The sequence below is a fragment of the Haloarcula terrestris genome (assembly GCF_031624315.1).
Classification (GTDB): Archaea; Halobacteriota; Halobacteria; order Halobacteriales; family Haloarculaceae; genus Haloarcula; species Haloarcula terrestris.
Window position 1 is genome coordinate 363,315 of record NZ_JAMQOM010000003.1, and the last position, 11,815, is coordinate 375,129.

12 protein-coding genes and 1 tRNA gene are annotated in these 11,815 nt (G+C 64.7%); 2 read left to right on the forward strand and 11 right to left on the reverse strand.

What is annotated here, in order from left to right; all coding sequences use genetic code 11:
• The first annotated feature begins 19 nt into the window (after positions 1-19).
• Positions 20-2,137 (forward strand): CDC48 family AAA ATPase, encoded by a 2,118-nt coding sequence (locus tag NDI54_RS08935; RefSeq protein WP_310896104.1) that lies wholly within the window; start codon positions 20-22, stop codon positions 2,135-2,137.
• Between the two features lie 268 nt (positions 2,138-2,405).
• Here NDI54_RS08935 and NDI54_RS08940 read toward each other — a convergent pair whose 3' ends face one another.
• The 5 genes from NDI54_RS08940 to NDI54_RS08960 form a co-directional block, all read right to left on the reverse strand.
• A complete protein-coding gene (locus NDI54_RS08940) occupies positions 2,406-3,419 on the reverse strand; it encodes a DUF4349 domain-containing protein (protein ID WP_310896105.1) in 1,014 nt (337 codons plus the stop codon).
• 78 nt (positions 3,420-3,497) lie between these two features.
• Positions 3,498-4,316: a carbon-nitrogen family hydrolase gene (locus tag NDI54_RS08945; RefSeq protein WP_310896106.1), complete on the reverse strand. Its 819-nt coding sequence runs from the start codon at positions 4,314-4,316 to the stop codon at positions 3,498-3,500.
• On the reverse strand, positions 4,313-4,744 hold the full coding sequence (locus NDI54_RS08950) for an SRPBCC family protein (protein WP_310896107.1): 432 nt from the start codon (positions 4,742-4,744) through the stop codon (positions 4,313-4,315). The genes NDI54_RS08945 and NDI54_RS08950 overlap by 4 nt, the downstream gene beginning before the upstream one ends.
• Before the next feature lie 67 nt (positions 4,745-4,811).
• Entirely contained in the window at positions 4,812-5,039 is a 228-nt protein-coding gene (locus tag NDI54_RS08955) for a DUF7123 family protein (protein ID WP_004592831.1), read from the reverse strand.
• Between the two features lie 63 nt (positions 5,040-5,102).
• Complete coding sequence (locus NDI54_RS08960; RefSeq protein ID WP_455032223.1) at positions 5,103-5,333, reverse strand: DUF7525 family protein; 231 nt, start codon at positions 5,331-5,333, stop codon at positions 5,103-5,105.
• A gap of 87 nt (positions 5,334-5,420) precedes the next feature.
• Between NDI54_RS08960 and NDI54_RS08965 the strand changes: the two genes are divergently transcribed.
• Positions 5,421-6,608, forward strand: coding sequence for an LEA type 2 family protein (locus tag NDI54_RS08965; protein ID WP_310896108.1), 1,188 nt, complete (start codon positions 5,421-5,423; stop codon positions 6,606-6,608).
• 24 nt (positions 6,609-6,632) lie between these two features.
• On the opposite strand, the gene NDI54_RS08970 is transcribed toward NDI54_RS08965, so the two are convergent.
• The 6 genes from NDI54_RS08970 to NDI54_RS08995 form a co-directional block, all read right to left on the reverse strand.
• Positions 6,633-6,863 carry a HalOD1 output domain-containing protein gene (locus NDI54_RS08970; protein ID WP_310896109.1) on the reverse strand — a complete coding sequence of 77 codons (231 nt, stop codon included), beginning with the start codon at positions 6,861-6,863 and terminating at the stop codon, positions 6,633-6,635.
• 147 nt (positions 6,864-7,010) lie between these two features.
• Complete coding sequence (locus NDI54_RS08975) at positions 7,011-8,045, reverse strand: phosphate uptake regulator PhoU (RefSeq protein WP_310896110.1); 1,035 nt, start codon at positions 8,043-8,045, stop codon at positions 7,011-7,013.
• A gap of 94 nt (positions 8,046-8,139) precedes the next feature.
• Positions 8,140-9,210 carry an ATP-NAD kinase family protein gene (locus NDI54_RS08980; RefSeq protein WP_310896111.1) on the reverse strand — a complete coding sequence of 357 codons (1,071 nt, stop codon included), beginning with the start codon at positions 9,208-9,210 and terminating at the stop codon, positions 8,140-8,142.
• Between the two features lie 196 nt (positions 9,211-9,406).
• Positions 9,407-10,102, reverse strand: a complete 696-nt coding sequence (locus NDI54_RS08985; RefSeq protein ID WP_310896112.1) for a competence/damage-inducible protein A — start codon at positions 10,100-10,102, stop codon at positions 9,407-9,409.
• 82 nt (positions 10,103-10,184) lie between these two features.
• A tRNA-Glu gene (locus NDI54_RS08990) sits at positions 10,185-10,259 on the reverse strand.
• A gap of 67 nt (positions 10,260-10,326) precedes the next feature.
• A complete protein-coding gene (locus NDI54_RS08995) occupies positions 10,327-11,535 on the reverse strand; it encodes a helix-turn-helix transcriptional regulator (protein ID WP_310896113.1) in 1,209 nt (402 codons plus the stop codon).
• Between the last annotated feature and the right edge of the window lie 280 nt (positions 11,536-11,815).

The window sequence follows — 11,815 nt, forward strand, 5'->3', positions numbered from 1 at the left end:
CGGATTGCAAGAAGGCGGCATGAGCGGGTCCACTGACGCCGGTGTCGAACTCACCGTCGAGGGTGCGAACAAGCGCGACGCCGGGCGCGGCATCGCACGGCTGCCGGAGTCCGCACGGACCGAACTCGGTGTGTTGAGCGGGTCGCCGGTCATCATCGAGGGCGACGACATGACCGTCGTGAAGGTCTGGCCGGCGGACGACGACGGCTCGTTCGTCCGCATCGACTCCGACACCCGGGCGAACGCCGGCGTAAACATCGGCGACACGGTCACCGTGACGAGTGGGTCGGTCTCCGAAGCGACCGAGATCGCCGTCCAGCCGGTCGAACCGATGCCGGGCAGCGAAGACTACGAGAGCCTGGTCGGAAAGCGGCTGGTCGACCAGATAATCCAGGCCGACGAGCGGACCCACATCGAGGGGCTGGGGACCTTCCTCGTCCGCAAAACCTCGCCGTCGGGGCCGGTTCGGGTCACCGATGCGACGGCGGTGACCGTGCTGCCGGGCCTCGACAGCGGTGGCGACACGAGCCAGCCGTCGGGCGGCGAGGCAACAACGGCGAACACACCGACCGCCGAGACGGAGTCAGAAGTGAGCTACGAGGACATCGGCGGCCTCGACGAGGAACTCGACCGCATCCGCGAGATGATAGAGATGCCCCTCACCGAACCTGAGGAGTTCCGTCGTCTGGGCATCGACCCGCCAAGCGGCGTGTTGCTCCACGGCCCGCCCGGGACGGGGAAGACACTCATCGCGCGGGCGGTCGCTAACGAAGTCGACGCCTACTTCGATACCATCTCGGGACCTGAAATCGTCTCGAAGTACAAAGGCGAGAGCGAGGAGCGGCTCCGAGAGGCCTTTGAGAAGGCGGAAGCCAACGCACCAGCCATCCTCTTCGTGGACGAGATCGACTCCATCGCCGGCTCACGCGATGAGGACGCCGACATGGAGAACCGGGTCGTCGCTCAGTTGCTCACGCTGATGGACGGCCTCGAAGACCGGGGCCGCGTCGTCGTCATCGGCGCGACGAACCGCGTCGACGCCATCGACCCCGCACTGCGCCGGGGCGGGCGCTTCGACCGCGAAATCGAAATCGGCGTCCCCGGTGAGCACGGCCGCCGGGAAATCCTGGACGTGACCACGCGGGACATGCCGCTGGACGAGGACGTGGATCTGGACCGCATCGCCGCACAGACCCATGGGTTCGTCGGCGCGGACCTCGCCTCGCTGACCACCGAAGCCGCGATGGCCGCGCTCCGGGCCGACCGCGAGGACGGTATGGTTCACCGAGACGATTTCGAGACCGCCCTCGCAACCGTCGACCCCAGCGCGATGCGGGAGTACGTCGCCGAGTCGCCGTCCGCGACCTTCGACGACGTGGGCGGGCTATCGGAGGTCAAACAAACGCTGACCGAGGCAATCGAGTGGCCGCTGTCGTACAGTGAACTGTTTACCGCGACCAACACCGACCCGCCGAGCGGTATCCTGCTGTATGGCCCACCGGGGACCGGCAAAACCCTGCTCGCACGGGCCGTCGCCGGCGAGAGTGACGTGAACTTCATCCACGTCGCCGGCCCCGAAATCATGGACCGCTACGTCGGCGAGAGCGAGGAAGCGGTCCGGGAACTGTTCGAGCGCGCCCGCCAGACCGCGCCGAGCATCATCTTCCTCGACGAGATCGACGCCATCGCCAGCCACCGCGGCCAGGGCAACGAGGTCACCGAGCGCGTCGTCTCGCAACTACTCGCGGAACTCGACGGCATCACCGAGAATCCCAATCTGGTCGTACTGGCCGCGACCAACCGCCGGGACATGATCGACGACGCGCTGTTGCGGCCGGGCCGCCTCGAACAGCACGTCGAGGTTCCCAATCCCGACCGTGACGCCCGCGAGGAGATTCTCGCCGTCCACACCGACGGGAAGCCCCTCGCCGAGGCCGTCGCTATCGAAGACCTCGCCGAAGACACCGACGGTTTCTCCGGTGCACAGCTGGAGGCTGTCGTCCGCGAGGCGTCGATGCTGGCCATCCGAGAGGTCGCGTCCGCCTACGGGCCAGAAGAGGCCACGGAGAACGCCGACGAAGTGGAGATCACGCCCGAACACTTCAAGGAAGCCCTAGAGCGGGAGCGGTCGCGGTAGCCCAGGCGGCCCGCTCCGGGGACCGATTTTGACGTACCTGCCGGTGAGAGGGTCTGTGTCAATAGTATCGGAAAGACGAGGAGTGGCGAAGACATCCGCGACTCCGGGAAAGGAGTGAAAAGGCTGTCCGGACAGCCTTGGCGGACGAGCGACGCCGAGTGGCCGAGCAGCGAGACGGGCGTTAGCGCCGGCATCGACGTGAAAAGCGCCTTGCCGGCAGCTACCCGTAGCAAGTGCACACGCAAAAAAGGCCCGGTGTCAACACCAGTTACGACTCGTCGTCGGGCGACTCACCGGTCGCTTCCTCAGCGGGTTCCTGCTGTGGGTCGTCGCTTCCGCTGTCGCCGTCTTCTGTGACCGATTTCGACGTGCCACGTCGGCCCAGCAGCGGCAGTGACCGACCGCGAAGGAGCCGCCGGCCGCCGACGACCGGAACGGCGAGGACGACGAGCCACGGTGCGAGACTCGCGGCGGTCACGAGCAGGCCGCGGGTGAACACGTACACGTCAGTCACCGAGGAGAGGAACGCCGAGACCAGCGACCGCTCGTGATACGGGACCTGCTGGGCCGACGGCTCAGGTGCTGGCTCGTGAATCTCGACGCGGAGCGTCGAATAGGCGACCCGCTGTTCGAGCGAGCGCTTCTGGGCTTCCAGGCGCTCGATGTCGTTCTGGACCGACGATAGCTCCTGCTCGATGCGAAGCAGTTCCGCCGTGCTGTTGGCCTGCTCGTAGAAGGTCCGCAGTCGGTCGCGGCGCTCCCGGAGGTTGGTCAGCCGCGCTTCGAGATCGACGAGCTTGTCGGTCACGTCCTTCGTCGTGGTCTCCTCGGAGCGAACCGTTCCCTGCTCGCTCACCATCGACTGCATCGGTTCGTACTCCTCGCTGGGCACTCTGACGACGATGTAGCCCGTGTACCACGTCTCGTTGTCGTCGCGGTGGAGTTCGCGGTTCGAGTCGCTCACGTAGCCGCCGGAGGTGCGAGCGCGGGCGGCGATTGCTTCGGCCGTGGTGGAGTAGTTCTCCACCTCGACGACCATCCGTCCGTTACGGATGATCGCCCGGTCGGTCATCGCGTTGTTGGCCTGGACGTTCTCGCTATCACCCGCATTTGCGCCCGAATCAGCCGCTTCGGGCTGACTCGATCCGTCGCCGCCGTCGGACATCTGTGCGCCGTCACCGCCGCCGTCTGCCCCGCCCGCATCGCCGCTTCCACCCATGCCGGCACAGCCGGCCAACAGGAGGAGAGCGACGACAGCGAGGACCCTGACTCGCGAAGGCATACGGAGCGTAGTCGTTCTGAAAGCCCCATAACGACGGCGAACGCTCAAAAGTCGCTTTTTGTAAAACGGCGACTGCAGTTACGACCAGTCCGTCCGGCGGTCCGCAAGCGCCGGGAACTCCGCGCGGACCTGGTCGACCCGCGTCGGGTCGAGGGTGGCAGTCACCAGCGCTGGGTCGTCGTCGGCGCTGGCAAGTGTCGTCCCCCACGGGTCGTACACCGTCGACCGGCCAAGCAGCTCCGCGTCCTCGAACTGCCCGACGCCGTTCGCAGCGGCGACATACAGCTGGTTTTCGACGGCCCTGGCGCGGCCGAACAGCTTCCAGTGTTCGACCCGCGGGTAGGGCCACGCACTCGGCACGAGCGTCAGCGTCACGCCTTCGTCGACGAGATGCCGGTACAGCTCCGGGAACCGGAGATCGTAGCAAGTGGTGATGCCGATTGTGAACCCCTCGAAGTCGACGGTCGGAATCGTCCGGCCGGCTTCGAGCAGTTGGGATTCCGCCGAGTCGTAGCCGAACAGGTGGTGTTTGCGGTACACCGCCTGTCGCTCCCCGTCGCGGTCGAAGAACACGGCAGTGTTTGCCATCCCTTCGTCCGCTGGCACGTCGAAGCCGCTGTCGGCGCTGGCTTCGAGGTCTTCGACGATGCTCCCGGCAAGCACCGCCACGCCGTGGTCCGCGGCGACACTGCGGATCTGGTTGAGTGTCTCGCCCTCCAGCCCCTCCGCTTCCCGAGCGTAGCGGTCGAACGCGAAGTAGCCGACGTTGAACAGCTCCGGGAGCACAACGAGGTCCGCGCCGTCCGTGGCCGCGTCCTCGATAGCTGTGGTCGCGCGGCCGACGTTCGTCTCGACCGAGTCCGACGACACGTCTATCTGGGCAAGCGTGACCCTCATGCTTCGACTTCGAGGTCGTCCCGCAGCGCCTGTTCGAGGTTCTGCATCTCGTCGTCGAGGTTCCGCTTGAAAAAGCGCTCGACGCCCGGGAGCTTTCCGTCGACGATGAATCGGTTCGTCAGTTTCGTCCCGCCGTCGGCCATCTCTTCGAGTTCGTGTTCGCCCTGGACGGTCATCACCTTCGAGCGACCGACGAAGCGGGCGTACTCCGGGCGGCGCTGTTCGACATCCTCGGTTTTCACCGTGAGCGTCTGATTGACCACTGGAATCGGGAGCTTGATCGACCAGTTCGCGTGCGTGTCGTCGATGACTTCCCAATCAGTGACGACGCTGATCGGCCGGGCCCGTTTGTCCGGGTCGGTGATGAATTCCCAGACACGCTCCGGTGTGGCCGGCACAGTCATCGTTCGCTCGACCCGGACAGTCATAGAAGGTACTGTGGACTACTGGCCGATGAAACCACCGATTGTCACAGTGTGTAAAATCCGGGGGCGGCTATCCGGTCGGCGTGACGCGCCATGTTGTGGACCTGGCGCGCCCCCACTTCTCGATCTCGACTTCGTCGGCCTCTTCAGCCAGGCGCGGGAGCCGCGCTCCCACCTGCTTCGACGAGAGGCCGAGTTGCTCAGCGATGTTCTTCGCGCGGAAGTAGCTCTCCCCACGCGAGACGCTGTCCCGGAGATATTCGAGAATGCGTCGGTCTTCCTCGCTGTAATCGGCCATACTAGAGGATAGTTCTCAGCGTTTTTAACGGTTCCCTTCACAGTCTCTGCGTTGATACCGACGTTAGGCGTCGTAGGCGTGAATCGCCACGATCGCTACGGCCGCGGCCAGCATCGCCAATCCGAACGCGCCGCCCGATGTCACGAGCAAATTTCCGGTGTCAAGCTCCTGTGCGTGTAGAATTGCGTAGTTGTAGCTGTTAGTTGCTGTGGCCACGGCCGCGCCGACCGAGACGAGCCCGAACAACAGGGCCAGGCCCATTCCCTTGTCGCTTTTGGACGCCTTGGAACTCATGTACGACGCTTTCGGTGTTGCCCACTTAGTTCATTCGGGCTGGGGCCACAGGACATATATTCACCCGTCGAAGAGTGGGGAGCAACTATGGGTACGTTGAAAATCGTTGGCGTCCTGATCGTCGTGGCCGCCGCTGCTGTGGGCGGCAGCGTCGCGCTCGGCGTGCTGGGCACACCCGGCGTCGAGTCCGTCGACAATCACTTCGCGGATGTCTCGAACCAGACGACCACTGTGGCGACGAATCTGACCGTGAACAATCCCAACCCAGTCGGCGTCCAGCTGGGCGGTGTCGGGGTTACCTACACTGTCTCGATGAACGGCGTGGAGATGGCACAGGGCGACAGGCAGGGCGTCGGCATCGGGACCGGCAACTCGACGCTGCAACTCAGCACCGAGATGCAAAACGACCGCATCCCGCCGTGGTGGGTCACCCACATCGACAACGGCGAGACGACGGCAGTCGGTATCGACGCCACCGTCACGTCCTCGACACTCGGCGGTCGGTCAGTGTCGTTCGGCCAGGATCGAACCATCCAGACTGACCTCCTCGGCCAGTTCAACTCCACCGAGACGCGTCCCGTCGAGGCCGATCAGCCGCTCGTCTCGGACCCGGTGCTCTACATCAACGAGACCCGCGGCGCGTGGGACCAGGGGAACCTCACCCAGTCCGAGACACCGCTGGCCCTCGATTTCGACGTGTACAACCCCAAGCCGTACCCCTACACGATCACCAAAGTCGGCTACACCATTCGGATGAACGACGTGACCGTCGGCGAGGGCGAAACGGATCGTGGCTACGTCCTCAGCCCCGGCGAGGAGACGACACTCGAAGCGAACACCGCCATCCAGAACGAGAACCTCGACCGCTGGTGGGTGTCTCACCTCCAGCGCAACCAGCGGACGGACCTCTACATCGACTTCTACCTCGTACTGGAGGCCGGCGGCGAGCAGTTCCGGGTCGACCTGGATTCTATCGACTACCAGCAGGAAATTGAGACGGACATCTTCGGTAACAAGGCGACGTATCCGACCGGCAACGGAACGAGCGCCGAACCCCACGATGAGCCGGCCGACGACGCGTCGGACGGAAACGAAACGACTGAGACGCCGACCCCGACACCCACGGAAACCGAAACGGACAACGGGCTACTGGGCGGTGGAGACACCGATACGGAGACCGAGACTTCGATACCGACGGAGACTGCGACCGAATCGGGAACTGAGACACCGATGGAAACCGAGACCGAAACTGACGACGGCGGCCTGCTTGGGTAGCTGGCACTGCCGCTCTGTTATCCCTCAGTTCTCGACCCGGAGCGTCCCCGTGTCATCGACCGTGATCGTGTAGCCACAGTAGTGGAACAGCATCGGCGGCTCCCCGGATGAGGTGCCCGGCACGGCGTCCAGTCGCTTGGCGTCGACGACAAGGCCGAGGCTCCCGAGTTGGGTGGGATGACAGTTCTCAAGCGTCGCGACGGCCTCTTTGACCGCGACGTGAACGGGCGTCGACGGGCCGACGGTCTGCTTCATACGAGGACTCCGTTCCGGACCGTCAAAGAGACAGGCGTTTTTCACAGTACCCTGTCGTGGTAGTGAACCCGTAATTGCACTCGGAGCCGGGGCGGAAAAACCGGGATGTCGCCGTGGTCGCTGACCGGAGTCAACGGCCAGCGTCGCTCACTCGATGGTCGTGTGTTCGGACTCCTCGTTGAGTGCGAGGTTCGTCGCGATTTCGGCGCTCCGGACCGCGAACTCGGCCGTCTGCTGGAGGCTGACGAGCACTTCACGCACTTCCAGCAGCGCCTCGTTGTCCATCTCCGGAAGGTCGTCCAGGATCTCGTGTTCTTTGTCGCCGATGTCCTTGTACAGCTCCCGGACCTGGATCGCGGTGTCGTAGTTGCGGTCGACGGCGGCCTGGACCGCCAGTTCGGTGATATCGTTGACCTGGTCGGTGAACTCGCGGATGCGACGCATCGTCGAGCTATCGACGTTGAGCGAATGGTCCTCGGTCTCCAGGGCGATCTCGGCGATGTCCTCGGCGTTGTCCGCCGTCAGTTCGAGGTTCTTCGCGATCGAGCGGTAGCCGATGAGCGGGAAGCCGTCGTCGAGGCCGATTGCCCGCGCGAGGTTGGGGTTCTGGTAGGCCGTGAAGATGAGCCGCAGCAGGAGGACGAATATCTTGTTGGCCTGGCGCTCACGGTTGAGCGCCCGCTGAGCGAGGTCGGGGTTGCCGTGGGCGAGGGATTTCACCGCTTCGTTGCGCATCGTCGAACCGGTGGATTCCAGCCGTTCGAGGAGGTTGTTCAGCGTGAAGTCCTCCGGGTCGACGGAACAGCGAATCGCGATCCGATCGGGCGTCTCCTCGATGACGCCGAGGCCCATGAGCTGGGTTTCGGCGTTGTAGACGGCGTTGATGTGGGACGATTCCAGTGTCTCGCCCTCCGGGGCTTCGACGTGGATGACGCGCCGGCCAAGCACGTACTGGGCGACGATAGCCCGCTCGACGGAGTCGGCATCGAGGTTCTCGGCGTGGATGATAGCCTCCGATTCCTCTGTCTGGACGGACTCTGGCATGACTGTCAGCGTGCCTTTCCCGCCCATTCGCAGTGACACTTCGTCGCCTTTCTCAACGTCGTGTGCGCTGGCCCACTCCGCTGGTAACGTCATCGCGAGCGTCGACGGCCCCAATCGCTGGACTTTCCGCGTTTCCATATGTCCTATTTCGGAGGGCAGATACCTTAATCTTGACTATACATGATAAAATAGCGCGTCGAATATATCATGGCTTCTTGCTATCGGCGGGTCCTCAGACGACTTCGACGAGTCTGCGCTCGTGTCGGCCCACTCGGACCCGAATCCAGCCCCGCAGGTCCGCGTCCAGGTCCGGGTCGCCGGTGTCGACGCGGAGCGTGCCGATGCCGTCCAGTTTGCGCCGCGAGGCGACCACTTCGAGGTCACACTGCCGGATGACCGCCGGCGAAATTTGTTGGTTCCCCCGACCGAACACAAACCCCTGACCGCCGATGGGGGAGACGACGATGACGTTCCGGTCGCCGAGCACGTCGAGGATGTCCGATTCGGCCCCGTCTCGGACCAGCACTTCGCCGTCGCGCCACACGTCCACGCCCAGCGTCGTTCCGTCGAACCCGAGGTGTTCCTTGATCGCCCCGACGGTACTCCCGGGGCCGAGAACGTACGTGACGCCCGTTTCGACGGCGTCGGCAACGCTCTCGGCGAGGGACTCGACGCTGCCGCCGCCCAGTTGCTTGGCCGACTGGCGCTGGTCCGCGACGGGGACCGTCGCAACAGCCCGGAGTTCGGTGACGACTTCCCCGCCTCTGAAGGCGTCCTCGTCGATGTCGTTGACCTCCGCGCGCTCAGTCTCGGAGAAGCGGGCGACGATGCGCCCGGCCGCCCGTGGCGACACGCCGAACACCGACGAGTACACCTTGACGCCCGCCGGAACGCCCAAAATCGGAATATCCGCGTCCAGTTCGTCAAGGGTTGTCGCTACGTCCACGGCTGTCCCGTCGCCGCCGACGAACAGAATCGCGTCCGCGTCCGCTTCAGCGAAGGCCCGGACCGCCGCCCGTGTGTCCTCGCTGGTCGTCTCGTCGGGGGTCGCCGGGGAGCCGACCACCGTGGGGTCGAATCCAGCGTCGCGGGCGATCTCCGCACCCATCGGGTCGCCGTAGGTGAGCAGGTCCACGTCTGTCCCCACCTCGGCGAGTGACTGGAGCGCTACCCGTGCGCGGTCCGGTGCGCGTTGCTCCGCACCGCGGCGGCGCGCCTCGGCGACTTTGCCGTCAGTGCCCTTGAGGCCGACGCGGCCGCCCATCCCGGCGATGGGATTGACCACGACACCGATTCGTCGCATTCACCGTCCCTACGCGACCCCGCGGCAAAAGCGACCCGGGAGCGTGCCTTTCAAGCCACCCCGCACAGAAGCCACTGCTATGTCAGTTGTACTCCAGAGTGGCGTTCAGGCAGGGATCATCAACGCGTCCGGCGCGGCCATCACGCTCGGCGGCCTGCTCCTGACCTTCCTCTGGCTGAACCACCTCTACCGCTAATCACTCGGCCGGCGGTGACTCGACGCGCTCGCTGAACCAGGCGGCCGCTTCCTCGACCAGATTCTCCTCTGTCCCCTCGAACCGAACAGTGACGTGGTCGCCGGGATAGCTCCCGACCTTGACCGGGAACTGCTCCTGGACCTCCGCCAGTCGGTCAAGCAGGGCGCTCTCGGGCTCGTCGGCATCGACGGTGCGGACGTACCGCTGCTGGCCGGTGAACTCCTCCGCAACTTCCTCGAACATCCGCTTCATCTCCGCGGGCACGCCCGGCAGGACGTAGCAGCTCTCGACGACACAGCCGGGGGCGACGCCCTCGTGGTTGGGCAGCACGCGAGACCCCTCTGGCACTTCACCGGTCCCGTCGGTCAGATCGTCACGCGTGTAGCCGCCGTGTTCTTCCAGCCACGCGAGGGCTTCTTCGCTCTCGACGACATCCCGCCCGAACGCCGCGGCGACCGCCTCGATGGTTCTGTCGTCGTGGGTCGGCCCCAGGCCGCCGGTGACGATGACGGCGTCGAACTCGGCGTGGTATTCGTTGACCACGCGGGCGATATCCGCGATCTCGTCGGGGACGACCGTCGTCCGGGCAACAGTGACGCCACGCTCCGCGAGCTGTTGGCCCAGCCACGCGGCGTTCGTGTTGACCGTCTCGCCACTGAGCAGTTCGTCTCCGACGGTGACTACCGCGACGCGCATACCGCCTGGTTGGACTGGAAGACACAAATACTGTCGGTCGCTGGATACGGCTGCTGATGCTCGGGAAAGAATCGGAGAGAAATGCTCCGTCAGGGATTTGAACCCTAGTCATCACCGTGAGAGGGTGATATGATTGGCCGGACTACACCAACGGAGCGTACACAAATCCGTAGATTGGAGATACGTATAATCATTGCGTTTCAGCCCCGCCCTGTGTTGGTTTCTCACTCGTCATCGAATGGCGACCCGGCGGCGTCAGGCTCCTGGCCGGCGAGGCTGATGATGTTCTCCCGGCCGACTCTGAGCTTCGAAATGTCGCCCGCTTCCTCCATGTCCGAGAGGAGCATGCTCACCTTCGACTTCGACCAGTCGGTGCTGTCGACGATGTCGACCTGTTTCATCCGGCCGCCGTTTTCCTCAAGCAGCTTGCGGACGCGGTCGCTGTCGGTGAGGAGTTCCTCGTCGGGCACCGCTGGTTCGTCGGGCGTGTCCGTGCCCGCTGCCGTGCCGGCCGGCGCAGCCGTCGATGACTGCTCCGTGTCCGCCGCCTCCGACGGTGCCGAAGCGGGCGGTTCGTCGTCGGCTCCCAGCACCCCTGCCAGCGCGCCGGACCGCCACGCCGCCGCACCGCCGACCACGACGGCGATCAGAATGACAACGGCCGGGAGCAGCCACGATGGGCCGCTGCCGGACTCGTCCGGCGCGTCAGCGGCCACCGTGGTCCCGCGCTCCGACCCGGCGCTCTGTCCGGTCTCGCGCGGTGTCAGTTCCACGTAGGGCCGGCGGTCGTTGAACGACTGCTCGCCGTTCCAGGTGACGCTCTCGCTGTTCGCCAGCGAGTCGGGGGCGCTCTGTGAGTCCGGTGCCGGCTGGGCGTCGCCAAACGCAAGCCCGGGACCGCGTTCGAAGACGAACGACTGGCTCGGCCCGATGTAGAAGCCGCCGTCGAACACGTCGCTGACGACTACGGAGTCGCCCGCCACCACGGCGAAGTTACGCCACCGGAACGACATCGTCACCGTCCCGGTGTTTTGCAGCGGGTCGACCGACGCCGAGCGTTCGTAGTCGGTCGCGGTCATGTTCCGCCCCGTCACGTTCGTCCCGTACTGTGTCAGCACCGTGGACTGCTCGACGAAGTTCTGATACAGCGGCTGTTCGGATTGCTCGAACTCCGCCGCGAACTCTTCGAACTCCTGCTCAGAATCGTTCACGAGCGGGGTCCTGTGGATAATCGCCCACCTCGCTGACCCGTTCTGATACAGTGTGACCTGGAACGTCGTCCGGTCGAATCCGTCGGGCGTCTGGACGCCGACGCTCTCGTCGGTCGGCTGTGACACCGCCAGCGGCGCGGCACCGCTTCCCAACACGAGAACCAGCATGAAACTGGCGACGACCAGGCGTATCATCTGTCGTATATCATCGATGGACCGCATAAAAGCGCTGTGAATAGTCCTGTTCTACGCCAGTATCAGGCCGCAGTCCGGTGGTTTTCGATATGTCGACTATTCAGATAGCTGATAATTGGCTTGGTTGGACTTGCGACTCCTGTACTCCGTTCGCTGCCGCTACAACAGCCGTCGCTGTGTCCTGGCTGGCTGAACGCGGTTGCCAGTTCGGTGTGGCCACTGACCTGTCGGTCAATACCTGACACTGGGATGGGACGATTCCTGTTTCTACACCGGTGTTTTGGCTTCTACACCGTCATTTCGCACG

What these genes read in the sequence shown, in the direction of transcription:
- NDI54_RS08980 (WP_310896111.1), bottom strand. Translation starts at nt 9,210, where the DNA reads ATGCGACGAATCGGTGTCGTGGTCAATCCCATCGCCGGGATGGGCGGC.
- NDI54_RS08950 (WP_310896107.1), bottom strand. Translation starts at nt 4,744, where the DNA reads ATGACTGTCCGGGTCGAGCGAACGATGACTGTGCCGGCCACACCGGAG.
- NDI54_RS08995 (WP_310896113.1), bottom strand. Translation starts at nt 11,535, where the DNA reads ATGCGGTCCATCGATGATATACGACAGATGATACGCCTGGTCGTCGCC.
- NDI54_RS08955 (WP_004592831.1), bottom strand. Translation starts at nt 5,039, where the DNA reads ATGGCCGATTACAGCGAGGAAGACCGACGCATTCTCGAATATCTCCGG.
- NDI54_RS08985 (WP_310896112.1), bottom strand. Translation starts at nt 10,102, where the DNA reads ATGCGCGTCGCGGTAGTCACCGTCGGAGACGAACTGCTCAGTGGCGAG.
- NDI54_RS08970 (WP_310896109.1), bottom strand. Translation starts at nt 6,863, where the DNA reads ATGAAGCAGACCGTCGGCCCGTCGACGCCCGTTCACGTCGCGGTCAAA.
- NDI54_RS08945 (WP_310896106.1), bottom strand. Translation starts at nt 4,316, where the DNA reads ATGAGGGTCACGCTTGCCCAGATAGACGTGTCGTCGGACTCGGTCGAG.
- NDI54_RS08960 (WP_455032223.1), bottom strand. Translation starts at nt 5,333, where the DNA reads ATGAGTTCCAAGGCGTCCAAAAGCGACAAGGGAATGGGCCTGGCCCTG.
- NDI54_RS08935 (WP_310896104.1), top strand. Translation starts at nt 20, where the DNA reads ATGAGCGGGTCCACTGACGCCGGTGTCGAACTCACCGTCGAGGGTGCG.
- NDI54_RS08975 (WP_310896110.1), bottom strand. Translation starts at nt 8,045, where the DNA reads ATGGAAACGCGGAAAGTCCAGCGATTGGGGCCGTCGACGCTCGCGATG.
- NDI54_RS08965 (WP_310896108.1), top strand. Translation starts at nt 5,421, where the DNA reads ATGGGTACGTTGAAAATCGTTGGCGTCCTGATCGTCGTGGCCGCCGCT.
- NDI54_RS08940 (WP_310896105.1), bottom strand. Translation starts at nt 3,419, where the DNA reads ATGCCTTCGCGAGTCAGGGTCCTCGCTGTCGTCGCTCTCCTCCTGTTG.